This window comes from Paenisporosarcina sp. P4_B8 (genome assembly GCF_056402175.1).
Window position 1 is genome coordinate 25,869 of the sequence record NZ_JBFUHX010000006.1, and the last position, 22,197, is coordinate 48,065.

Sequence of the window (22,197 nt, forward strand, 5' to 3'; positions counted from 1 at the left end):
ATGTCCATTTGCTTTTGGTGAAAGACAATGTATGTAACAATTAATAGGAGGTAATTATGGGGAGATTAGTTCATTTCGAAATTCATGTGAATGACATGGAACAGGCAAAGAAATTTTATGGAGAGGTATTTGGATGGTCATTTCAAGATTATAGTGAATATGCAGGAATGCCTTACTTTGGAGCAGTGACTGGTGATGAAAAGGAACCTGGAATCAATGGTGCTTTAATGCAACGTAAAAGTGCTCCGCCGGAAACGAACCAAGCTTTAAATGGATTTGCTTGTACAATGGGAGTGGAAAATTACGATTTAACGGAAGCGAAAATTATTGAGAATGGCGGCAAGGTCGCAATGCCCAAATATGCCCTGCCTGGAATGGCATGGCAAGGATACTATATTGATACCGAAGGCAATATATTCGGAATTCATCAGCCCGATGTGAATGCGAAATAGAATCTTTAACCCTAATGATTTACATGAAAAGACAGCTTCTCCGGATTAAAGGAGAAGCTGTCTTTTTTTGCACTAATGATATGGATGTTGATAATCGTATTCTAATACAGATGAGATACCGCAGAATTTGATAACTTCTTGTTCCACTTCACACTTAGAAAGCTAGGAACGTCACAAAACCTCAATAATAGAATGAATACTGGAAGATAAACTCGACTCTAGCATTTCGTTTTAATCCGATGCTACTAAAGAGCCTCCTTGATCACCTTCTTGGAATACAGAACTGACAATAGTCCAAAAATAGAATACAAAGCTGTGTAAATCCCCATGACGATAAACATCGGAGCCCATAGCTCGGTCCCGAACAGGAACCAGCCCGATTGGACCGCAAAGTAGCTGTGTGCGAGTCCGACGATTAAAGGAATGCCGAAATTGAACAGCTGTTTATAGCGGATTCCTTTCAGCAAATCGCTTTGTGTAAAACCAAGCTTTCGCAGAATGGTGTAGTTCGGTTTTTCTTCATCACTCTCGCCCATCTGCTTGAAGTACAGGATACAGCCGGAAGTAATTAGGAAAGTGAGCCCGAGGAATCCAACAATGAACATGGCTAGGCCCATCGTATTTTTCTGCTTCTTGCTTATATCCAGGCGGGAATCATTGGCATAGTTGCCACTCAATCCGTTTTCTGCAAACAGTTCATTCGCACGAACGATTTCCTTTTCATCGGCTATGTCGATGCCGATATAAACCATGGCTTCTTTTTGAATAGCGGGATCCACATCATTTTTCAATCGCTCGAACACAGTTTTGTCGACGACAGCGATTGGAAGTCCACCATCCGTGAAGTACCAGGAGACGACGAAGTCCTTCTCCATCCCTATGAACTTCTGTGGGATCCGTTCTGTTTTGCCAATCAGCTCAATGTTTCCTGAGTCTTTAATTTTGATGATTCTCTGGAGCAAATTGCTGGTCCCAGTGAAGACCGTTTCATCCGCCTTGACATCAATGCTTTTGACACTGCTGTCGCTGACGACAGGAAGCGACATGGCAGCTGCATCCTTCGCAAGCTCCGGCAGTTCTGTTTCCATAATGTCAGAGGCATTGATTTTCACAGTGAGGACGTCGATCAAAGTTTCACGGTACTTGATGCCCTCTGTCTCCAGTGAATGCTTGAATTTATCAGCGGCAGCTGTATCCGTCAGTGAAAAGTGAGCAGGGGAATAATCCGTTGCCGTCTTTTCTGCTGAATAATAAGAGATATAGCTTAAGCACAGCAAGCCAATTGCCAGTGCCGATACTGCCGTGATAATCGTCAGCAGCAGTGCGTTTGATTTCAGCCTAAACTGGATGGAGGACAGTGACAGCACTTCATGGACGGTTAAATGACCATCTTTTTTCTTTCGGATCAAATTGGCAAGGAAACTGACCGACCCTTTATAGAACAAGTATGTCCCGATAATGACTGAAGCGAGTGTGTATGCCATGGCAATGAAAAGCCCAGTCATTCCCGAGAAATCGCCTTCGAACAATCTGGATGATACGAAGTATCCTGAACCGATTAAAAACAATCCTGCAATGCCAATGCCGATTTCCAGCTTGGATGTTTTCTTCACATGGCTTTCAGTCGAGGAAGTCAAAGTGAATAAGGATAATATGCTTTGCTTTCGGATGAACAAATAATTCATCACCAATATCAATAAAAAGATCCCGATGAAAACAGCCAGTGTCTGGATGAACGCCTGTGTTGAAAACTGGAGGGTGGCCGCAGTATCCACTGCCGTCAGTTTAAATAGAATCATCAAAGCCAATTTAGAGAATGAAAACCCGATAAAAATGCCCAATACGATTGAGCTGAAATAAAGGATGAGATTCTCGATGCTTAGGATCCGGAATATTTTCGCTTTGGTCATGCCGATTAGTTGGAACAAGCCGATTTCCCGGCTGCGCCGTTTAATGAAAATCGTGTTGGCATACAGCACGAATATCGTAACAATCGCAACGAGCAGGATGGAGGCTGCCCGGATGGAAGCCCCGCCTTTGATTGTGCCTTTCGTTTTATCCATCGCCGGATCGTATTGCAGGGTGACGAATGAGAAATACAGTGCGACACTGAATACGAGTGCAAATACATATAGATAATAATTTTTGAGATTCTTTTTCAGGTTGCGGAAGATGATGATGTTAATGTTCATTCTGAACTCCTCCAAGCACACCTTGCGTTTTGATGATATCTTCGAAGAACGTCTTTCTGGATTGATCCCCTTTATGCAGTTGCGTATACACTTGGCCGTCCTTGATGAAAATCACCCGGCTGCAGAAACTGGCAGCGGTAGGGTCATGTGTCACCATGGCAATAGTTGACTGTCTCTGCCTGTTCAATTCACTCAGTTTGTTCAGCAAGTCTGAAGCGGATTTTGAGTCAAGAGCGCCGGTCGGCTCATCTGCGAAAATAATGCTTGGTTCATGGATGAATGCCCGTGCTGCGGAAGTCCGCTGCTTTTGGCCGCCTGATATTTCGTTCGGATATTTATGCGCAATCTCCAGAATGCCGAGTCCACTAGCCAGTGCCGTAAACTTGTCTTCGGCTTCCTTTTTCGGCAATTTGGTGATTGATAGCGGCAGCAGGATATTTTCCTTTACCGTCAGAGTGTCAAGCAGGTTGTATTCCTGGAATATGAAACCGAGATGGTTTTTGCGGAATTCGGCCAGCTGTTTCTCCTTCATTCGGTTCATTTCACTGCCACTGATCTGGATGGTACCTTCGCTTACATGGTCGATAGTGGAAAGAACATTCAGCAAAGTCGTCTTACCGGATCCGGATGCGCCCATGATGCTGACGAATTCACCTTTCTGGATACTGATGTCTATGCCTTTTAGTACTTCCTGTCTATTTAACTTGCTACCGTAGCTCTTACGGATTTTTCTTGCTTCCAATATGTTCATATGTCCATACTCCTTTTGTTTTGTTGGGATGAGTTAATTATAAAAAGGAATGACATGTTAATCCTGCGATTGGCCGAACAAAAAACAAAAGCATGTGACACTTTTGTCACATGCCCTGTAAGTTCAGAAATTCATTTCGTTTAGGAAATGATAAAGTGACAGTCGTCCCTTGACCAATCTGAGACTCCACATCAATTTTGATGAGAAGGGGGGCTGCCGCTTTTTTCGCCAAATAGAGGCCGATTCCGGTCGAGGCCTGCTCCCGGTGATTGGTCGTTGAAGTGAACCCTTTGTCAAAGATTCTTGGAAGGTCTTTCGGATCGATTCCTCTTCCTTGGTCCACTATATCCAGGAAGGTCTGGCTGTCTTGACTGTAGCTCCGAATCTGGATGTCGCTTGCGTCACTATATTTGATAGCATTGGTCAACAGCTGACGGATGATGAAGGACAGCCACTTAGCATCACTCAGTACATCCGTTATGTCGAGCTGTATGTCAAAGCCAATGCCTTTTTGTATGCACCATGATTGCACGGTTTTGATTTCAGTGAAAACAATCGATTCAAGATTGATTTGTTCGATATAAAGGTCGTTCTCGATGACCGTCAGACGTTTTTGGTGGAGTTGCTGGTCCAAAAGTAAGTGAATCCGAAGCCATTCTTGGTTCAGATGGGCTTTCAGCGATTCATTTTCGACGCGTCCAATCATCAATTGCATGGCGGTCAAAGGAGTTTTGACTTCATGAATCCAGGATAGAAGATCGTCTTTCTCCTGCTCCAAATGGATGCGGTTTTCTGACAGCTCTGCTTTCAGCAGCGCAGTTTGCTCCGTGATGCTGCGCTCGACAATTGTTTCAAAAGGGCTAACGGGTTCTGCAACTTCCGAAAGGTCGAGGCTGCTTTCCCAATCTTCCAGGCTTCGGTAAAATCTCGTTTCTTTAAAATAACGGAAGCATAAAAAGACGATAAAAAGTAAGAAGGACAAGAAAGAAATATAGAGTATGGGGCCGAATGGGATCGCCGCGTCAATATAAGCAATGAACAGGCCGAAAACTTGCAATGCAGCGAACAGGAGAATCCAGCTGACTCGTTCAGTCAGGAAGTTACGAATCATAATTCTTTGCCTCTTCAAGCGCCATATATCCCTGTCCGACTTTCGTTAGTATGTATTGTCCGAGTCCTAGCTCATCAAGGCGCTTGCGCAGCCGGTTGACATTGACCGTCAGCGTATTGTCGCTGATGAAGCGCTTGTCGTCCCAAAGGCTGTTCATCAACTGGTCTCTGGTGACGATTTTATTCTTCTGCTCTATGAGGAGCTGAAGGATGAAGCTTTCATTCTTGGTCAGTTCAATTGAACCCAAATCATTCGAAACCGTACTCTTTTCAAAATCAACCGCGGCACCGCACCACGTCCGCAGGCTTACCGGATCGGAACTATAGTTGTAAGCTCGGCGAAGAATCGCCTGGATCTTCGCAATAAGAACCTCAAAATGGAAAGGCTTCTGGATAAAGTCATCAGCTCCAAGCTGCATCGACATGACCATGTCTGTGGGATGGTCACGGGAGGACAGGAAGATAATCGGCACATTCGAATGCGACCGAATCATCCGGCACCAATGAAAGCCATCAAATTTGGGCAGCTGGATATCAATAATGACCAGATCAGGCTTAACGGAAATAAACTCATCCATGACATTGTTGAAATCATTGATTCCGTAAACTTCGTAAGACCACTGCGAGAGCCTGTCCTGTATTTCATCAAACAAGGAAGCATCATCTTCGATTAACAACAATTTGAACAAAAAAATCACCACACAGCCGTTTAGTATTACTTAAATTGTATAGCAATTTCTGTCAGTTTGCTAATTGAAATGAACAGGAAGTAAACGAAAAAAACTGCCCGAGGGCAGTGCTAATATACGTTCATTAATTTATTGATCTTGTTTTTGAAGCCCTCCGTCATCAAGGAATCTAATACGCCCGATTTTGCCTTCTTCAGGACAAATGGCATCTCCAGTAATTTTAAATTCCATGGATTTCTCACCTTTTTTGGTGTACTCAACCAGCACGGTAAAATCGTAAGTTAGAGGTGTATTCGGGTTATTGCTTTTTACCACCTGAATGTCGAGGACCTTTATTTCATAAGAATAATCTTCCCCCATGTGGTGAGGATGCAACGCAAGGGATCTAATGTAGAAATCATACTCGCTATCCGTGAAATATGGTCCATACGCCTTTTTAAAGAAATCCATATAAGCCTCCCGTTCAGGAGTGCCTTCCGTTGGGTCCGAAGTATAGACCGTTCCTTCTGCATCATTTTCGTAAATCTCATCGTATTTTTTGGTAAGGTTTTCCCATAATTTTATATATTCCTCATTCGGAACCGTATAATCATGTTCAATTACAGCCGTGATCGCAGCTATGTTTTTTTCATCGTTCAATACAACGTCATCCTTGCCTTGATTTTCAACTTTTTCATCGGTCGACACGCCTGTAGTTTCAACTTGAACTTCAGTTTTTTCCTTCGTGCAGGCAGTCATCAGCAAGCAAGCAATTAGCATGAATCCACTTATGCATCTTAGCTTATGCAACATCCCATCCTCCTCCATTTAATACACCTTTCTTTGGTATACGAATCAGCAACTAAAAAGTTCCAGTATTCTGATAAATATTCCTGTTAATGGAAAGGGTGAACTTAGCCACTTTAGCTCGCAACAAAAGAAGGACTGGTAAGCAAAAGCTAATGGAATTCGACTTTACTAATTTCTGACTGGCTAGTTTACACGGAACATTCACAGACTTGAACGTTGAGCAAAATCGTATTATGAACACAAAAAACTGGAGCACCAAAAGGCTCCAGTTTTTTCGATTCAAATATTCTTAAACGAAGATGGCATCGTTTTCCTTACCACTGTTCTATGACTTTTATTTATTGGCTGTACTATCAACTCACTTTGCAGCCCTTTCAGCAAGGAGTAACACATGAAGATCATAATGATCGCAAATGGAAATGCCGCTGCAATAGATGCAGTTTGCAATACTTCTAATCCACCCGATATTAGCAGGACAGCTGCCACTGCGGATTGAATAATGCCCCATGTCATTTTGATTTTATTGGAAGGATTTAATGTTCCACCTTCACTCAGCATACCTAATACAAATGTAGATGTATCTGCAACGGTTACGTAATAAATGGCAACTAGAGCAAATCCCATGATGCTTAATACGGAACTTAACGGAAGATGATCAAAGAATGTGAAAATTGCCAGAGACACATTGTCCTTTATATAGGTGGCCAGTTCATGGTTTCCTGAGTCGACTACCATATCAAGAGCGGAACCGCCAAAGATGGACATCCAAATACATGTACCTAGAGTCGGAACGATTAAAACGCCTATGACAAATTCTTTAACTGTTCTCCCCCGAGAAATACGGGCGATGAACATCCCGACAAATGGTGCCCATGCAATCCACCAAGCCCAATAAAATAATGTCCAGGATGCAATCCATTCGCCTTCACCAAATGGTCTCATCCTTAAACTCATTTGGATAAAATCATTGATATAGAGCCCAGAAGTATTAAAGAATACTTTAATAATGGTCAGGGTTGGACCGACAATTAGAATTAATAATAAAATGGCAAACGATATAATCATTGCCGCGTTAGATAAGTATTGAATGCCCTTCTCCAAGCCAGTGTTGATTGAAATGAGGAAAATAACTGTAGCCACGACAATGACAATCAGCTGAACAGGTAACGTATTGGGAGCACCGAATATGGAATGCATCCCTGCAGTGACTTGCAAGGCTCCAAGGCCAAGAGATGTTGCAATGCCAAAGACAGTTGCAAATACCGAGAGAATATCAATTGTTTTCCCAATGGGTCCATAGATTTTATCTTTCAGAATCGGATAGAAAACAGAACTAATGGCTGCAGGCAGTTTTTTGTTGTATTGGCAAAGAGCAAGAGCCAGTCCAATAACCGTGTAAATCGCCCATGGATGCAGACCCCAATGGAAAAAGGTATATTTCATGGCAGTATTAGCTGCATCAATAGTATAGCCTTCTCCGTATGGAGGGGTCGTATAATGGGTGACCGGCTCGGCGACACTCCAGTAAACAATCCCTATTCCCATCCCAGCTCCAAACAACATAGCTAGCCAGGACGCGGTATTGAAATCAGGCCGGTCTGTCGACTTCCCTAACCGAATATGGCCATATTTAGAAAACAACAAATAGATGGAAAAAATCACAAAGAAAAGGGTAGCGCCGATATAAACCCATCCAAGATAATCAATCGATGCATTATAAATGGTATCGGTCACTTTGGTAAGAAGATCTGTGAAAAAGATCCCCCATGCAATAAAGATTAGTGTCAGTAACAGTGAGATGATAAATACACTGTTTTCTTTTAGCTTGTTAACGTTCATGGAAACCTCCAACAGAAATAAAGTGTGAAACTAATAAGGAATATAAGTCCGAATGTGAAAATGAAATAAGGAAATCATTGATCAAGAAGGTTGTATAGAAATTCCCATTTTTCAATGTTCATCAACTCTTCAAGTGCCAACTCTAAATTGCCACCGAGAAATACAAAATTGCCTTGTATTGCGATAACCATCGCTTCGATTGATTCATCTTTATCATTGCTTCTATACACATCGCCAATAGACGGCAGCATATCAGCATTAAAGTTTGACAGGTCATTCAAGCTGCTGTCATCAATATTTTGAATGTCTCGGTATTCAATCGGGTTGCTGTGATCATGGCGGCCCGGAACCATCAAAAGATACTCATTATGCCTAACCCCGTTAGACTTACTTGTAACAACCCCTTTAGATTCAGCGGATGCCACTACCTCAATTTCATTTAAAGAATAGTGATCCAAGTAATCTGGATTGGGATGTGTAATTAAGATGTAATCTCCTTCTTCAGCTTTTCGATCCTTGCTGAGGGTATAGATGTTTTTATTGAAAATAAAGCTATCCAGCTCCTTTGGCTGGTACTTATCGATTTCCGCCGCACTGCTTAAATGCTGTGATAAATCCCTCAATTTCATAAGATGGACAGATTTTCTATACATAGGTTTTACCGAATAAACCTTGTGCAATTCATTTTGAAAATATACAATTTGCCCTTTTCTAACCTGATACAGTTTCACAGAAACCTCACCCTCCAAATAATTACGCATTTTATTTCTAGTTTTTTTTATAGACCCTATGATTATTTAAGGATACTAAATGTCCATATTAAGTATCCCCTAACCAATTCAACTTAAACATAAACATTGATTTACAGAAAAATTCGACTTTTAACCCGACAGGCTTGCTATAACGTTTTGCTTGGACAATAATGCATTTTCCGGATTTTTTCAGTAATAAATCTGCCCCGAATTCTCCTGATGTTTTCGTTGGCAATACTCTATATCCCCTTGATTGAAATCTGGAGTAGCGAAATAGATATCGATTTTCATCATCTACAACATGTGGGTAAGGGCGCTCTATTTTATAGTCAGCTAGTATTCGAATGTCTTCAATTGACCCAAAGTTTGCAGCGTATAAAAAAGTACTTACGCGCAGATGGAGATTCATAAAAAGAAAATATTGGAAGGTTATTCGGCTTGTTTGTCGAAATTAAGAAGATGCTAACTAGAGTTATAAAGGCATGAATCGTGTGCAATCATTAGCAATAAGGGGAATGATTTTCTTGGAGAACAACAATGTGGTGGAAGTGAGTGTGAGTATATTAGCGTGGTGTGTTATCGCATGGATTGCATATCGTCTATATAACAGGCAATCAGATAAACCGAAAATCTGGAAAGTGCTAGTAGTCATGCTAGTCGGGTTGTTTTCGTTCTCATTCAATACTGAGATTTTCGGTACGGTGATGAGAATATCGATTTTGCCTCTGGGTGTATGGGTTTTATATGCATATTTCAGAAAAAATACCGAGGAGTGGCAGACGTACCGGCCTTTTGCCTGGTTTGGTTTTGCAACCAACTTTATCTTTCTCATCTTCTCGCTGCTAGCTGTTCCTATTTTTCAGGTCATTTATCCCGGAAATGAACCGTCAACTTATCTTTCGAACATTGACGACGCTTCCATTATTCCCATTCACCCTGGAGTAAAGCATCAGAAGCTGGATAAAGAAAACGCTTTGGCCACCATCCTTGATTTCAGTGAAGAACCGATACATAGTTCAGACTGGTATTACGGAGCGAATTTGGGAGAGGATTCGACAAACACACAAGAAAAGTTTCCTTACCAACTTATCGGAGCTATCCCTAAATGGGGCAGTGGACTGGTCTCCGTAGTTTATATCGAAGAGGATGGAAAAGGACTTTTGATATCCACCCCGAAAGAACAACGTTATTTTCGCTTTAAACACTCTCTGATTGAGGGGATAAATTAAGATGTCAAAGAAAAAACTACTGTTCATATTAAGTGTCATGGCCATATTACTGGTCATCAGTTTAATTTATTGGATTACTTCTACTAATCCGGGTTCCTTTCCAGATAAGGAAGAATTGATAAAGGAAATCAATCACATTTTCCCACAAGCAAATGTAAAAGAGATTCAAGACACCATCGCTCTTGATGAAAAACATATATTTGTTCCGTTTATATCGGAAGAAAACAAATATGGAGTCAGTCATTGGGTATGGCAAAAAAGAGAATGGGAGCTGGCGTCAGTCAATACAGGTGGTGAACCACATTCATGGCGTATTGAAGATGGAGTTTACTCCACTACCCACTTGGTGTGGAACATTGCTCCTGAAACACCGATTGAAAAGCTGAAGTTCTATCTGATAAAAGATCGGTCATTCCACATTACGGAAGGCATCGATTACTATGATCCAGGTGTTCAGCTCGAGGAAATAGTTGAACTCCCTGAAACATCATACGGTGTTATTCCATTGCCAGATAGATGGTCATCTATTTTAGCTTCATATACAAAGTTGGAGACAGCAAGACATCCAGAGGTGTTCAGCAATTCCTTTAATATAGAACACTATATGTATTTTGGCTGGATGGCCTATGATCATTTCGGTAAAGTGCTACCCCCAGTTAATTCGCTGAATGGAAGTGGCTTTGGTGGGGATGAACACATTGAGCATATTAGGTTACTGGATGAGTTAGAGATTGTGACAGTCGAGTAGCGATTCGAGTAATTATTAATGCCTGTAATCTAATGAAGTAGTTTCACACTTCACTCGATGACAGGCATTTTATTTTATATTCATTACTAATTGATTTTTAATCAAGTACCACAAAAAGTTCGATAAGAACCTGCTGAATCCCCAGGCACAATACAATAATCAGCCTTTTCACTCGTATGTTCAAAAGGACTCGAAACAACTTCAAGCAACTTCTCCATTACGCTATAATCTCCATGGTCCACTGCAGCTTCAAGAGCTTCTTCCACACGATGATTTCGTGGAATAATCGCTGGATTGGAATTCCTCATCAACTGTTGAGAGGATTCTTTAGATTCTTCCTGACTATTCAATCTCGTCTTCCAACGCTCATTCCATTCGACAAAATCTTCACTGTTGAACAGGTCTGTCTCTTCCAGCTTATCAAAAGTCAGTGCACGGAATGTATTAGTATAATCCGCACGATACTTCTGCATGATATTTAAGAGATCTTCAATCAAGGTTTCATCCTCTTTTTCTTCATTAAAAATTCCGAGTTTTGCTCTCATTCCAGCATACCATTTCTCGTGATACAACTTGTTGAATTTTGCAATCGCGTCTTGGGCCATTTTGATTGCTTGCTCCTGATCATCATGGAACAACGGCAATAAAGTCTCTGCAAGGCGCGCTAAATTCCAACCTGCCATGTATGGCTGATTGCCGTATGCATAACGACCTTGTTGGTCAATGGAACTGAATACCGTTGCTGGATCGTATTCATCCATAAATGCGCAAGGACCATAATCGATGGTTTCTCCACTGATGGTCATGTTGTCAGTGTTCATTACCCCGTGAATAAAACCAACGAGTTGCCATTTGGCAATCAAGTCAGCCTGACGTTTTATGACTTCCTGGAGTAGCGATAGATATCGATTTTCATCATCTGCAACATATGGATAATGGCGCTCTATTGTATAGTCAGCAAGAGTCCGGACGTCTTCAATTGTCCCGAAATTTGCAGCGTATTGAAAAGTACCGACACGCAGATGACTGGCAGCAACACGGGTAAGAATGGCACCAGGCAGTTGAGTTTCGCGGATGATGGACTCACCAGTTGTCACTACTGCGAGGCTGCGGGTAGTAGGTATACCAAGTGCATGCATGGCTTCGCTGATGATGTATTCACGTAGCATCGGTCCAAGTGCCGCTCGTCCGTCGCCACGGCGGGAATATGGAGTTGGACCCGAACCCTTGAGCTGGATATCAAACCGTTCACCTGAAGGGGTGATTTGTTCACCAATCAGCAGTGCACGGCCGTCTCCTAACATGTTAAAATTCCCGAATTGATGCCCAGCATAAGCTTGAGCCAGAGGTATTGATCCTTCAGGAATGCTATTGCCTGCAAGCTCCGCTACGCCGTCTTTACTTTTTAACTCATCAATATTCAATCCAAGTGATGTTGCCAAGGAATCATTAAATTTTATCAACTCAGGCGAATGCACGGCATTAGGTGTAATTATGGTGAAAAATGATTTAGGAAGTCGGGCATAACTGTTATCTAAGTTCCATCTGTTTTCAATTGCAGCTTTTTCTTTAGTCATTGTATCGCCTCCATATTTCTTATGATTAAATAATCATTTAGGTATTTTATGATATTGAGTACTATGCTTTATTCACTGAACAAGGACATTCTATTTTAGTGTTTTCTACTGTACTTTTATTATACCCATGCTACTTCTAGATATCGCTCTTGAAACACTTTTACGTATGTACCGAACTTTGCGTGGTTGAAATGTTCTATTTAAATGAAGAACCGGTTGTACTGAATGGTGAAAAGGTTGAAAAGCTGATAGGAAAAGTCCCAACTACTTCATATGAAGATGGCTTGAAACAAACCATTGCATATATGAAACAGAACCAATAGTAAACTATTTCACGTTCGTCAGCATGGCACTTCATTTCTTTTATCACAAGGTTTTCATGATACGATAGGGGTAGATAAGACAATGAAGTGGGGGGAGATTCAATGTTCCTGGAAAAGATAAAAAAAGGATTAAATCAAAATCAACCTCTGTTTATTGGCGAGGAGACCGCGATGCGTTCGGCGGTTCTGATTCCGCTTGTTCAAGTGGAGGGAGAATGGCATGTTCTGTTTGAAGTGCGTTCACTGACGATGAGAAAGCAACCAGGGGATATCAGTTTTCCAGGTGGACGAATCGATCCGACCGATGCATCCCCAATGGACGCAGCTATTCGGGAAACACATGAAGAGTTGGGAATTGATCCAACGGCCATTCATGTCCTGGGGCAGATGAGCGTCTTTATTCCAACATCATCGTTGGTGGTCTACCCATTTGTTGCAACCATTGATCACCATCAAACCTATTCCTTCAATCCAGATGAAGTGAAAGAGACATTTACAATCCCTGTTCAGTGGTTGTTGGACCATAAACCGTACGTGCACATGGTCCCCGTTCAACCGATGCCGATGGAGGATTTTCCTTATGATAAGATCGTTAACGGCAGTGAGTACCAATGGAGAGCACGGATGATGGAGGAATGGTTTTATGACTACGAGCAGTATACGATTTGGGGTTTGACAGCGCGGATATTAAAGCATTTTATTGAAACGGTATCAAATCAAATAGCGCCCTTATCTACAAAGGAAAACGAGCGATGATTAACTCACCGCTCGTTTTTTATCGTATTTCCACTGAAACAATTTGCTCAATGTAATGCGATGATGGTCAAATTTAATTTCATTAGCATTAAATAAAAGTGTGACTTTAAAACGATTACCTAAGGAGGCCAAGTCAGTGAAAGAAGTCATTCCTGACCAAGGAAAACAGAATTCTATATCGCCAGAAATTTATGCAGCAAAACTTGCAGTGATTGGAGGGGTACTTGCAACACTTGGAGATGCATTAGGAACGGTCGCTTCTGTATTAAGTCTTGAAAATACTATTGAAAGTGAACGTCAAGATAAAAAAAGTCAAGCAGATCAAGAACGCCAAATAGCTGACATGCAAAAACAAATTGACAACCTAACTAAGGAAGTCAATCGAATGAAAAAATGATTATGTTTTATAAAAAAGTACTATTTGGTTCTTATAAGAAATAACATCCCATTTTTCTTTTTGAACTACCTGCCACGATTAGTTGAATATGAAAAAAGTTGCCTAAGAATACCACTTAGGACCCTTTCTTGAAACTTTATTTGCTTTTTCATTATCCCTAGAACTAAACAGATCTTACTGCCTATCTTGTAATTCCCCTTTACTCCACTGTCAGTTCTTCCAATCCAATACTGATAGGACAGACAATTTCTATGTGATGAATTAGATTATTGTTACATAGAAATATGTAGAAGTATCTAAAAGAATAAGGAGGAGATTTTGTGCACGAGCATGAAATTTTAGGCATAAGATGGAACGACAATAATTTACATGTTCACCAATATTCCACGGAAACGACGATAAATGATGGTCATTCACATCTCGTTCAGGGAACGACTACCCCAGCAAATTTCACGATGGACCATGTTCATTATTATGAAGGAAATACCACTTTTGTAGGGCATGTTCATCATTTTTCAGGTGATACAGGACGTCCTATCTACTTGAACGATGGAACACATTACCATGAATTTTCAGGAACCACAACATTTAATGACGGACATGTCCATTATTACTCAGGATTTACAGGAAGAAATATGTCCTAGCATCCTTACTGAAAAAACAAAGACATACTGATTTATCAATAGCTGCAAAACTTCATATTAACTTTCCACTATATTTTTCTACACAAACTCCTAAAATGTTGGAAGACTTTCACCCTTTGTTCCACTGTAAGCTCTTGCAAATTCAAAGTACTTTTCAGCAAGGGCTGACGGTTTCCATTCTCGCAAAGATGTTTATAAGAACGAGGTTTCACGATAATAATGATGAAGCTTGTAAAAATAGCATCAATAAGAAATGAGCGGTGACTTAGTCACTGCTCATTTTTAATTCTAGAATAGGCAAACAGGTGATTAACAATAAAAACAGGACAATTCATGTACTTTGTAGAATCTACTAATAACTCTAAAAGATAGGGAGCGTGGAAGTATGTTACATGCAAAAGATGTTTTAGCGGATCAGTTGTTAGCAAATGCGAAGGACCCTAGTTGGTACGCTCCATTTTCAGAATCAGTGAAAAACTTGTCTGAGGAAGAAGCATTTTGGAAGCCAAACGAAAATAGTAACAGCATAGCTGAAATAGTCCAGCATCTCTTATATTGGAATCAAACATGGCAAACAAGGTACCAAAAATCTCACGTCAATGCTGTGCCTTCTATAGGAAATAATGATAAAAGCTTTATCATTCCTGAACATCAAACATTTACGGAATTAAAAAAACAACTGTTAGAAGTGCTATTACAATGGCAAGGTTTACTAACTGAAGAAAAAGTTGAAAGTGAAGTGAATGGTTTCCCTGAACATGTGGAGTGGTGGGCAGTAATCGGTAATGTCTCAACTCATAACGCCTATCACATTGGTCAAATCATTTATATTAGGAAGTTACAAAATAGCTGGAAAATAGAAGAGGAATAATAAAGTTTTTTGGTTTTAAGATTATCTTCTTTTCTAAAAGGGGTGTATGAAATGAATCAAACTGAATATGAATGGGTCAAACAAACTCGAGAAATCATTTTCGATTTTTGTAGTGAACTAGAACCAGATGATTTTACTCGCCAAGTGGATGGATTCGGTTTTCAAAGTATAAGAGACTCACTAGTACATATATCAGACTGTTATTATGCTTGGTTAGGTTCCTATATTTTATTAAAAACGAAGAAGCCACTTACGGCAAAGGAAGATTTGGTCGAAATAGGTTTGAATGAAATAAAAGTTTGTTTTAATCAAGTAGATTCGTTTGTAAATGAGGTATTTGAAGTATTCCCGAATCACATGGATGTGCCAATTGAAAGAGAGATTCCCTGGAGAGTAGGAGGAGAGATCATTTCTATGACGCCTGCTAAACTGCTCATGCATGTCATTACTCATGAATTTCATCACAAGGGTCAGATCGTAGCTATGGCGCGTCAAATGGGGTATGAACCCCCAAACACAGATGTGCTAGGAACTAGAGGTTAGAGAGATCTAGCTTCACTAAGATCTAATTGCTTTGGAGAAATTGATGGTTAACAAGGAGGGATATTCTTGGGAACAGAACTAAAGTTTAGAATTGCAGCAGAGCAAGATTTGGAGAGAATTGTGGAAATGCTGGCTGATGATGTTTTAGGTAGCAAGCGAGAACGGAACGAGAGGCCACTTCCAGACAGCTATCTCAAAGCATTTGAGGCAATTAATGCTGACCCTAACAATGAGTTGGTGGTAGCTTGTCGCGGAGATGAAATTATCGGAGTTCAACAAATTACATTTACTCCTTATATTACACATCAAGGTGGATGGCGGGCTACGATTGAAGGTGTGAGAACATCTTCTTCTGAACGTGGCAAAGGACTCGGAACCGAACTAATTCGCTTTGGGATTCAACGTGCTAAAGAGCGAGGTTGTCACTTGGTTCAGCTCACTACGGATAAAAAGCGGGAAGATGCCTTACGTTTTTATGAAAGTTTAGGCTTTAAAGCAACCCATGAAGGTTTAAAGATGTCCCTTTAATTTTTCAACCTCGGAATTTGATTACTTAGGATTCAAAAGCCAGTTGATAAAATCACTTGATATAACTTAAAACCTTTCTCACTTTGTCATCATCCAAAAGCCGTAGCATTCTTTCATCCTTATGTACATATGGTTCGGATAAGTGATTTTGTACAATACATTTGAGGTGTTGAGAATGAAGATTCTAAAAATCGTATTTGAAACCGTGAACATTCACGAAATGAAAAAGTTTTATACGGAAACTTTGGAGATGTCAATTGTAAGAGAAAATCAAAGCTTCTTTACTGTAAGAGCCGGAAATACGCTTATTACATTTCAGCAATCTCCCAATGTAAAGGCTCCTCTGTACCACTTTGCATTAAGAACCAGTTTACCTTTCTATGAATACATGTTTAAGAAATTGAAAAAATGTAACGTCAAGATTTTGCCTAATTCTGAAGGGGAATTGAGCGGGTATTGGAATGGGAAACAAGTTTACTTTACTGATCCTGACGGGAATATTGTGGAGATCCTTGAGCGCGAAATTCTTGAAGGTGAAGGTTGGTACGATGTTTGTGAAGTCGGGCTTCCTTGTGCAGATGTGAAGGGCATGAGAGATGTCTTGTCACCGATTAAAAATGTAAATCAAACTGAATCAGCCAACTTTAGTTTTTATGGTGATGATTTTGGGAGTTTTGTGTTGGTGAAAGAAGGCCGGCATTGGTATCCGACAAACCGACCAGCTACGATTCATCCATTAATAGTGGAAGTTGAAGGCGATCATTATCAAGTATTGAAACATTCAGATTTGCCTTATACGATTAAAGTGAAATGTCCTTGGTCTAATAGCCTTCCCGTGGTGCAGATGAGAATCGCCAGACCAACGGATCAACTTGATAGAATAGTAGAGTTTTATGAAGCAGGGTTGGGTCTCAAAAGAGTAGGAGAGTTTTGGGACCATGACGGATATGACGGGGTGATGTTCGGGCTTCCCGACAAAAACTATCACTTGGAGTTTACGAGTCATGTATCAGGGACCCCATGCCCAGCACCAACTAAAGACAATTTACTTGTTCTTTATTTACCGAATTGGGATGTAATTACCGATGTTGCTAAGAGATTAGAAAAGATGGGATACCCGGAGGTTGAAGCGGAGAATCCTTATTGGCAAGACGATAGCATTACAATTGCAGATCCGGATGGGTGGCGGGTTGTCTTGTTTTGCTCGACAGGGTTGTAGCAACAGCTACACCTTTAAAGGTATGTCCAATCCTGAATAGCAGACAAAGCAGTTAGGAGATATCGTCCTAACTGCTTTGTCTTTTCCATGTCTAATACCTATCGATTGCTATTACCCATTCTTCTCATCGAAATATTCTCATTTACCATTTTATACATGGACTCAACACCATCCTCAGATGCAACGAAATCAAATGCATTTTCTGCTTGAATGCCGATGGTGCTTGCTTCTTTTGCGGCATCCATGTTGGCTCCGATGAAAATGAACTCCCATTTCTGTTTCTCTTCCTGGTGTTTAATTAGCTTTTTCACTTTTTCATGCGTAAATTCACGGCTTGCATTTTCCATTCCGTCTGTTGTAATGACGAATATGACTTTGCCCGGTTTAAGCTCGTCTAATGTTTTGGATAATCTGCGGTCCACATCCAAAATGGTTTTCCCGACTGCATCAAGCAAGGCAGTTGAACCTCTTACATAATAATCATCACTAGTTAGCTTTGCACCAGCTGCATTAATGCCGTTCCACAAAATTTCATATTCGTGGTCAAACAGGACTGTCGTAAGGGAGACTTCACCATCAAGTTCACACTGCTTTTCAATAAAGGAATTGAACCCTCCGATTGTATCTTTTTCTAGTCCAGACATCGAGCCACTTCGATCAAGCAAGAAAATAATTTCTGTACGATTGTTATTCAAAGTCATCATCCTCTTTCGTTTGTTGGTAAGATAATCATAACCAGTTTTTAAAATGATTTGGTCGCCTGCAAAGCGACATTTTAGGAGGCGGATGTTTTTGCTCAATCAGCACATTTTGAATGAATTAGCAGAGTACATACAGAATCACTTACATAACGAGATAATGACCATGACATTAGAGTCTCAAGTGGATTTGGAGTACTGCCGACAATCGGAAAATATCACGATTGATTTGGAGGACTATATAAAAAATCATCGCAAGCCTACATTGAATCAAGTGTTATTTCGCTTCATTGATCATGCTGGAGTGAGTGATGTCGATATTTACAAAAAAGCGGGAATCGATCGCAAACTGTTTTCGAAGATTCGCTCCAATCCTGACTATCGTCCAAGTAAAAATACAACCATTTCGCTTGCTTTGGCATTGCAGCTCGATAGCGATGACACTGAAGAGCTTTTGAGTGCTGCAGGATACTCATTATCAGATAGCAATGTCTTTGATCTAGTCATCCAGTACTGTCTGGAAAATAGTATTCACGACATGTATTCGGTCAATGTAGCGTTAGACCATTTCACTCAGAAAACGTTATAGGGGATTGATACTGCTTAAGAAGTAAGACAGAAAATAGAGGTGTTTCATTAAAGATGTTAAGAGAAAAGAAAGTGCGTGGAAAAACAAGGAAGTTCCGTAATTTTAGAAACAATATTGAAGAATGGTCACAATCGCTACCAGTCCCACCAGACTTAAGCCCTTCGTATCTAGGATGTAGATCCTATAGTTTTGATGATATATACGAAGATTTTGGGGATTACAGTAAGTTTCCTAAATCCCAAAAAAGAGAGTTCTTACAAATGATTATTAACTTTGTTAAAGCATTGCATGATTTGAAAACAGAAAAAGAAAAGGAATATAGAATCATCTGTTTTCTACCGATACCAGATTTATATCGAGTCTTAGTTATGGTGGGTTACACTCAAGCAGGATTAGAAAGTTTTTATGCAGGATTAAATCATAACGGCGAATTCAATAAAGTATTCTCACCCTCTACTAATGTCCAGTATCTTCAAAATGAATGGGGTCTGCATATACCTGATGGATTAGAAGTTAAAGGATTCGAGGGAAATGATGGATCTTTTGAAGGGGACTCCATTTGGTTTATTGGAAACGTAAACTGATGAATATCAAAGACCAATGAACGTATTTGGCAGTATCAACATCTGCTGAAATTGCAGAACAGAAATCAGAATCTTTAACTACACATCATAAAACTCGGAGGTGTCCATATGTATGATCCAACCGTTTTCGAGAACTTAAAAGTCGCATTTGAAAATCAGGTGTACGATCTGGATACGATCGAACGAAAAATTGACATTACAAACCGGGTCGATCAAATGGATTTCTCCGTTATGGGCAGATATTTTGCCATCCAATTTACATTGGCAGGTCAACCAGAAGTGACAGCGGAAATTGTTTTAGAAGCTTCTTTGGAAGAGTTAGCTGCGGAGATTTTGGAGAAGCCTGATACAAGCCCAGGGTGTTCCCTCGTATTAAGATTTCATAAACGTGTTCAACAAGTATCCGAGCAATGCATGAAGATCGAGCAAGCTTTGCATGGTATATGGGAACCAGACCAAAAAGTAAAACAAATATTGAGTTTTGAGTATGGACAGGAAGCGTCAAGTTACTTGAACAAAATTGAAGTGGCATTTAATCATAAAATCAATGAAGAGCATATGGGGGAGCTAGAGGATTTTCTTGAGCATGTGTTGGAAACGTTGGTCGTGTTGACGGATATTTAGCATGTACTTCGAATTATAGCTTTTCAAAGTGTTCACGACCTCACTTCCTTGTTTTAAAGTACGGATAACCTATTTTTGTACAACCTGGAGAGGAATTCTGTCTACCTGGAAGGCCAAACTGTCTACCTGGTTTAGAAATTGATTGCGTGCCATCATAAATCACACCATATTTACTGTGGTTTTGAAATCAACCACAAAAAAGCAGTTAGGAGATACTTTCCTAACTGCTTTTCCTTATGCTTCAACGTTTTTAGCTTTCATCCAAATCCATCTTGAATTGAATGTTGTACGTAGACTCAAATCTTCTATAAATCCTGCGCCTGTGTAGCATTTTTGTGCACGGCTATTTTCAGGCTCGATTCTTAAAAAAACCCATGGGTAATCATAGGCTAGACATTCCTTCTGAAGCATTCGCACAAGTTGTTTTCCGATTCCTTTGTTGCGATAGGAAGGGTGGACAATCAAGTGAGCCAGTTCCAAGTCCTGCTCTTCAACATCTACCCAAATTTCTCCATAAGCTACAGGCTGTTTTTCCTCCATTAAAATGTAGCCAAATTGGTCAGGAGCTTCATGCCAGCTACAATACATATCCGCAGAATAGACGTCTTCACCTGTTGCATAAAAACAATCTGTATCATTTTGTAACCATTCAGAGATTGTAGGTTCATCCGATAATTTAGCATTTCTTATTTTCATTATAACTAGCTCCTTACCAACAGGTACTTGATGCATTAAATTATATACTAAAACTAGATGTAGCCATCTATTTAGCTGCTGTTGGGAATAATGAATTTCTTTTCTGAAATCTAGAGCATATAATTATTTTGATAAACAATACAAGATTCAGTAACTTCATAGAGATGTATCTTAAGAAAAGAGGACAAACCCATGTCGCCAAAACCTGATGATTCAGGAGTCAACAACAATCAATCTGATTGGATAAAGAGTTATATAGATTCTCCAGAAAAACAACAACAGCTATATCGAAGGACTTTATGGATTGTCGTCATTTCGCAAATATTCGGAGGGGCAGGTCTAGCTGCGGGAATAACAGTCGGAGCACTCCTTGCACAGGATATGCTAGGAACAGATAGTTTTGCAGGAGTTCCTGTCGCATTGTTTACACTAGGTTCCGCTGGGGCTGCACTGGTGGTAGGGAGACTTTCTCAACGCTATGGGCGCCGTTTTGGACTCGCGACTGGATTCCTTGCAGGTGGTATTGGGGCAATTGGTGTGGTGATTGCAGCATTAACTAACAACATCTATCTGCTTTTTGCTTCCTTGCTGATCTACGGTTTCGGCACTGCTACCAATCTACAGGCACGTTATGCGGGTACTGACCTGGCAACTTCCAAACAGAGGGGAACTGCAATCAGCATTGCCATGGTTTCCACAACACTCGGTGCAGTTGCGGGTCCGAACTTGGTCGGTGTCATGGGTAAGTTTGCTACGTCACTTGGTGTCCCTGCACTGTCGGGTCCGTTCATTTTAGCAGCCGCAACGTATATTGTTGCAGGTCTGGTACTTTTAGTTTACCTTCGTCCTGATCCGCTCGTCGTATCAAACGCAATTGCAGATGCGCAGATAAAGAACGTGAGTAATCTTGTTGATACGACTTCCCACACATTAACAAACAACAATCGAGGAATCGTTCTTGGAGCAACCGTCATGGTCATAACCCAAATGGTTATGGTTGCTATTATGACCATGACTACCGTACATATGAGGCATCACGGACATGGATTGGATGAAGTCGGAATGGTCATTGGCCTTCATGTTGCGGCCATGTATCTGCCCTCCTTGGTGACCGGAGTTCTCGTTGACAAGTTTGGAAGAATGGTCATGACCATCGCTGCTGGTGCCACGTTAATGGCTGCCGCAATTGTAGCGGCTGTTGCACCCGCCGATTCTATGCTAGTACTTATCATTGCACTAGTTCTCCTAGGTCTTGGTTGGAACTTTGGATTGATCTGTGGCACAGCGTTAATCGTGGATTCAACTCACCCAACCGCTCGTGCAAAGACTCAAGGGAAAGTGGATGTTTTGGTAGCATTAGCAGGGGCAACTGGCGGAGGCTTTTCCGGAATGTTTGTGGCACTAACTAGTTACTCCACTCTGTCACTTGTTGGAGGCTTTCTCTCATTACTGCTCATTCCAGTTGTTATCTGGTCACGTAATCACACAAAATAAGAAAAAGGGAGTTCAATTCGTAAATGAATTGAACTCCCTTTTTCTTATTGAAAATCAACCAATGGCTCTGTAAATTTATGTTAAAATAAATAAAGTGAAAATT

Annotated in this window: 26 protein-coding genes and 1 pseudogene; 16 read left to right on the forward strand and 11 right to left on the reverse strand. The window is 40.6% G+C overall.

What is annotated here, in order from left to right; genetic code table 11:
* Window positions 1-56: 56 nt before the first annotated feature.
* Complete coding sequence (locus AC1DSK_RS07435; RefSeq protein WP_477547352.1) at window positions 57-452, forward strand: VOC family protein; 396 nt, start codon at window positions 57-59, stop codon at window positions 450-452.
* Window positions 453-697: 245 nt separating this feature from the next.
* On the opposite strand, the gene AC1DSK_RS07440 is transcribed toward AC1DSK_RS07435, so the two are convergent.
* The 8 genes from AC1DSK_RS07440 to AC1DSK_RS07475 form a co-directional block, all read right to left on the reverse strand.
* Window positions 698-2,644: an ABC transporter permease gene (locus AC1DSK_RS07440; protein WP_477547353.1), complete on the reverse strand. Its 1,947-nt coding sequence runs from the start codon at window positions 2,642-2,644 to the stop codon at window positions 698-700.
* Window positions 2,634-3,395: an ABC transporter ATP-binding protein gene (locus AC1DSK_RS07445; RefSeq protein ID WP_477547354.1), complete on the reverse strand. Its 762-nt coding sequence runs from the start codon at window positions 3,393-3,395 to the stop codon at window positions 2,634-2,636. The genes AC1DSK_RS07440 and AC1DSK_RS07445 overlap by 11 nt, the downstream gene beginning before the upstream one ends.
* A 106-nt stretch (window positions 3,396-3,501) precedes the next feature.
* Window positions 3,502-4,506, reverse strand: coding sequence for a sensor histidine kinase (locus AC1DSK_RS07450; RefSeq protein ID WP_477547355.1), 1,005 nt, complete (start codon window positions 4,504-4,506; stop codon window positions 3,502-3,504).
* Window positions 4,496-5,194, reverse strand: coding sequence for a response regulator transcription factor (locus AC1DSK_RS07455; RefSeq protein WP_342543725.1), 699 nt, complete (start codon window positions 5,192-5,194; stop codon window positions 4,496-4,498). Before AC1DSK_RS07455 ends, AC1DSK_RS07450 begins: the two co-directional genes overlap by 11 nt.
* A gap of 129 nt (window positions 5,195-5,323) precedes the next feature.
* A complete protein-coding gene (locus AC1DSK_RS07460) occupies window positions 5,324-5,986 on the reverse strand; it encodes a hypothetical protein (RefSeq protein WP_477547356.1) in 663 nt (220 codons plus the stop codon).
* Window positions 5,987-6,262: 276 nt separating this feature from the next.
* Window positions 6,263-7,822 (reverse strand): glycine betaine uptake BCCT transporter, encoded by a 1,560-nt coding sequence (locus tag AC1DSK_RS07465; RefSeq protein WP_477547357.1) that lies wholly within the window; start codon window positions 7,820-7,822, stop codon window positions 6,263-6,265.
* 74 nt (window positions 7,823-7,896) lie between these two features.
* Complete coding sequence (locus tag AC1DSK_RS07470) at window positions 7,897-8,553, reverse strand: hypothetical protein (RefSeq protein WP_477547358.1); 657 nt, start codon at window positions 8,551-8,553, stop codon at window positions 7,897-7,899.
* An 88-nt stretch (window positions 8,554-8,641) separates the two neighbouring features.
* Window positions 8,642-8,983, reverse strand: coding sequence for a restriction endonuclease (locus AC1DSK_RS07475; RefSeq protein WP_477547359.1), 342 nt, complete (start codon window positions 8,981-8,983; stop codon window positions 8,642-8,644).
* Window positions 8,984-9,098: 115 nt separating this feature from the next.
* Here AC1DSK_RS07475 and AC1DSK_RS07480 point away from each other — a divergent pair, with 115 nt between their 5' ends.
* Both AC1DSK_RS07480 and AC1DSK_RS07485 read left to right on the forward strand, forming a co-directional pair.
* Window positions 9,099-9,803, forward strand: coding sequence for a hypothetical protein (locus AC1DSK_RS07480; protein ID WP_477547360.1), 705 nt, complete (start codon window positions 9,099-9,101; stop codon window positions 9,801-9,803).
* A 1-nt stretch (window position 9,804) separates the two neighbouring features.
* Complete coding sequence (locus AC1DSK_RS07485; RefSeq protein ID WP_477547361.1) at window positions 9,805-10,551, forward strand: hypothetical protein; 747 nt, start codon at window positions 9,805-9,807, stop codon at window positions 10,549-10,551.
* 101 nt (window positions 10,552-10,652) lie between these two features.
* Here AC1DSK_RS07485 and AC1DSK_RS07490 read toward each other — a convergent pair whose 3' ends face one another.
* Window positions 10,653-12,128 (reverse strand): protein adenylyltransferase SelO, encoded by a 1,476-nt coding sequence (locus AC1DSK_RS07490; protein WP_477547362.1) that lies wholly within the window; start codon window positions 12,126-12,128, stop codon window positions 10,653-10,655.
* A gap of 191 nt (window positions 12,129-12,319) precedes the next feature.
* On the opposite strand from AC1DSK_RS07490, the gene AC1DSK_RS07495 reads away from it, so the two are divergent.
* From AC1DSK_RS07495 to AC1DSK_RS07535, 9 genes and pseudogenes are all read left to right on the forward strand, one after another.
* On the forward strand, window positions 12,320-12,451 hold the full coding sequence (locus tag AC1DSK_RS07495; RefSeq protein ID WP_477547363.1) for a hypothetical protein: 132 nt from the start codon (window positions 12,320-12,322) through the stop codon (window positions 12,449-12,451).
* A gap of 102 nt (window positions 12,452-12,553) precedes the next feature.
* Entirely contained in the window at window positions 12,554-13,207 is a 654-nt protein-coding gene (locus AC1DSK_RS07500; RefSeq protein ID WP_477547364.1) for an NUDIX hydrolase, read from the forward strand.
* 136 nt (window positions 13,208-13,343) lie between these two features.
* Window positions 13,344-13,604, forward strand: coding sequence for a hypothetical protein (locus tag AC1DSK_RS07505; RefSeq protein ID WP_477547365.1), 261 nt, complete (start codon window positions 13,344-13,346; stop codon window positions 13,602-13,604).
* A 320-nt stretch (window positions 13,605-13,924) separates the two neighbouring features.
* A complete protein-coding gene (locus tag AC1DSK_RS07510) occupies window positions 13,925-14,248 on the forward strand; it encodes a YmaF family protein (RefSeq protein ID WP_477547366.1) in 324 nt (107 codons plus the stop codon).
* Window positions 14,249-14,633: 385 nt separating this feature from the next.
* Window positions 14,634-15,119, forward strand: coding sequence for a DinB family protein (locus AC1DSK_RS07515; RefSeq protein ID WP_477547367.1), 486 nt, complete (start codon window positions 14,634-14,636; stop codon window positions 15,117-15,119).
* Between the two features lie 51 nt (window positions 15,120-15,170).
* A complete protein-coding gene (locus AC1DSK_RS07520) occupies window positions 15,171-15,662 on the forward strand; it encodes a DinB family protein (protein ID WP_477547368.1) in 492 nt (163 codons plus the stop codon).
* Window positions 15,663-15,788: 126 nt separating this feature from the next.
* The gene (locus tag AC1DSK_RS07525) at window positions 15,789-16,190 is read left to right on the forward strand and encodes a GNAT family N-acetyltransferase (RefSeq protein ID WP_477547470.1); all 402 of its coding nucleotides are present in this window, start codon (window positions 15,789-15,791) and stop codon (window positions 16,188-16,190) included.
* Window positions 16,191-16,365: 175 nt separating this feature from the next.
* Window positions 16,366-16,689, forward strand: a pseudogene (locus AC1DSK_RS07530) (VOC family protein); the annotation flags it as partial.
* A 345-nt stretch (window positions 16,690-17,034) separates the two neighbouring features.
* Window positions 17,035-17,409, forward strand: a complete 375-nt coding sequence (locus tag AC1DSK_RS07535; RefSeq protein WP_477547471.1) for a VOC family protein — start codon at window positions 17,035-17,037, stop codon at window positions 17,407-17,409.
* A 98-nt stretch (window positions 17,410-17,507) separates the two neighbouring features.
* Here the strand turns inward: AC1DSK_RS07535 and AC1DSK_RS07540 are convergent, their stop codons facing one another.
* Entirely contained in the window at window positions 17,508-18,110 is a 603-nt protein-coding gene (locus AC1DSK_RS07540) for a vWA domain-containing protein (protein WP_477547369.1), read from the reverse strand.
* 85 nt (window positions 18,111-18,195) lie between these two features.
* Between AC1DSK_RS07540 and AC1DSK_RS07545 the strand changes: the two genes are divergently transcribed.
* The 3 genes from AC1DSK_RS07545 to AC1DSK_RS07555 all read left to right on the forward strand — a co-directional run bounded on the left by AC1DSK_RS07545 (window position 18,196) and on the right by AC1DSK_RS07555 (window position 19,904).
* Complete coding sequence (locus AC1DSK_RS07545) at window positions 18,196-18,696, forward strand: hypothetical protein (RefSeq protein WP_477547370.1); 501 nt, start codon at window positions 18,196-18,198, stop codon at window positions 18,694-18,696.
* Window positions 18,697-18,749: 53 nt separating this feature from the next.
* Entirely contained in the window at window positions 18,750-19,280 is a 531-nt protein-coding gene (locus tag AC1DSK_RS07550) for a DUF3916 domain-containing protein (protein ID WP_477547371.1), read from the forward strand.
* 108 nt (window positions 19,281-19,388) lie between these two features.
* Window positions 19,389-19,904 carry a hypothetical protein gene (locus tag AC1DSK_RS07555; protein WP_477547372.1) on the forward strand — a complete coding sequence of 172 codons (516 nt, stop codon included), beginning with the start codon at window positions 19,389-19,391 and terminating at the stop codon, window positions 19,902-19,904.
* 234 nt (window positions 19,905-20,138) lie between these two features.
* On the opposite strand, the gene AC1DSK_RS07560 is transcribed toward AC1DSK_RS07555, so the two are convergent.
* Window positions 20,139-20,600, reverse strand: coding sequence for a GNAT family N-acetyltransferase (locus AC1DSK_RS07560; RefSeq protein WP_477547373.1), 462 nt, complete (start codon window positions 20,598-20,600; stop codon window positions 20,139-20,141).
* Window positions 20,601-20,792: 192 nt separating this feature from the next.
* Here AC1DSK_RS07560 and AC1DSK_RS07565 point away from each other — a divergent pair, with 192 nt between their 5' ends.
* On the forward strand, window positions 20,793-22,094 hold the full coding sequence (locus AC1DSK_RS07565) for an MFS transporter (RefSeq protein WP_477547374.1): 1,302 nt from the start codon (window positions 20,793-20,795) through the stop codon (window positions 22,092-22,094).
* Window positions 22,095-22,197 lie beyond the last annotated feature (103 nt).

Coding starts and splice junctions, on each gene's coding strand:
- AC1DSK_RS07435 (WP_477547352.1), top strand. CDS start 57: ATGGGGAGATTAGTTCATTTCGAAATTCATGTGAATGACATGGAACAG.
- AC1DSK_RS07440 (WP_477547353.1), bottom strand. CDS start 2,644: ATGAACATTAACATCATCATCTTCCGCAACCTGAAAAAGAATCTCAAA.
- AC1DSK_RS07445 (WP_477547354.1), bottom strand. CDS start 3,395: ATGAACATATTGGAAGCAAGAAAAATCCGTAAGAGCTACGGTAGCAAG.
- AC1DSK_RS07450 (WP_477547355.1), bottom strand. CDS start 4,506: ATGATTCGTAACTTCCTGACTGAACGAGTCAGCTGGATTCTCCTGTTC.
- AC1DSK_RS07460 (WP_477547356.1), bottom strand. CDS start 5,986: ATGTTGCATAAGCTAAGATGCATAAGTGGATTCATGCTAATTGCTTGC.
- AC1DSK_RS07465 (WP_477547357.1), bottom strand. CDS start 7,822: ATGAACGTTAACAAGCTAAAAGAAAACAGTGTATTTATCATCTCACTG.
- AC1DSK_RS07475 (WP_477547359.1), bottom strand. CDS start 8,983: ATGAATCTCCATCTGCGCGTAAGTACTTTTTTATACGCTGCAAACTTT.
- AC1DSK_RS07485 (WP_477547361.1), top strand. CDS start 9,805: ATGTCAAAGAAAAAACTACTGTTCATATTAAGTGTCATGGCCATATTA.
- AC1DSK_RS07490 (WP_477547362.1), bottom strand. CDS start 12,128: ATGACTAAAGAAAAAGCTGCAATTGAAAACAGATGGAACTTAGATAAC.
- AC1DSK_RS07495 (WP_477547363.1), top strand. CDS start 12,320: ATGTTCTATTTAAATGAAGAACCGGTTGTACTGAATGGTGAAAAGGTT.
- AC1DSK_RS07500 (WP_477547364.1), top strand. CDS start 12,554: ATGTTCCTGGAAAAGATAAAAAAAGGATTAAATCAAAATCAACCTCTG.
- AC1DSK_RS07515 (WP_477547367.1), top strand. CDS start 14,634: ATGTTACATGCAAAAGATGTTTTAGCGGATCAGTTGTTAGCAAATGCG.
- AC1DSK_RS07520 (WP_477547368.1), top strand. CDS start 15,171: ATGAATCAAACTGAATATGAATGGGTCAAACAAACTCGAGAAATCATT.
- AC1DSK_RS07525 (WP_477547470.1), top strand. CDS start 15,789: ATGCTGGCTGATGATGTTTTAGGTAGCAAGCGAGAACGGAACGAGAGG.
- AC1DSK_RS07535 (WP_477547471.1), top strand. CDS start 17,035: ATGAGAATCGCCAGACCAACGGATCAACTTGATAGAATAGTAGAGTTT.
- AC1DSK_RS07540 (WP_477547369.1), bottom strand. CDS start 18,110: ATGACTTTGAATAACAATCGTACAGAAATTATTTTCTTGCTTGATCGA.
- AC1DSK_RS07545 (WP_477547370.1), top strand. CDS start 18,196: ATGTTTTTGCTCAATCAGCACATTTTGAATGAATTAGCAGAGTACATA.
- AC1DSK_RS07550 (WP_477547371.1), top strand. CDS start 18,750: ATGTTAAGAGAAAAGAAAGTGCGTGGAAAAACAAGGAAGTTCCGTAAT.
- AC1DSK_RS07555 (WP_477547372.1), top strand. CDS start 19,389: ATGTATGATCCAACCGTTTTCGAGAACTTAAAAGTCGCATTTGAAAAT.
- AC1DSK_RS07560 (WP_477547373.1), bottom strand. CDS start 20,600: ATGAAAATAAGAAATGCTAAATTATCGGATGAACCTACAATCTCTGAA.
- AC1DSK_RS07565 (WP_477547374.1), top strand. CDS start 20,793: ATGTCGCCAAAACCTGATGATTCAGGAGTCAACAACAATCAATCTGAT.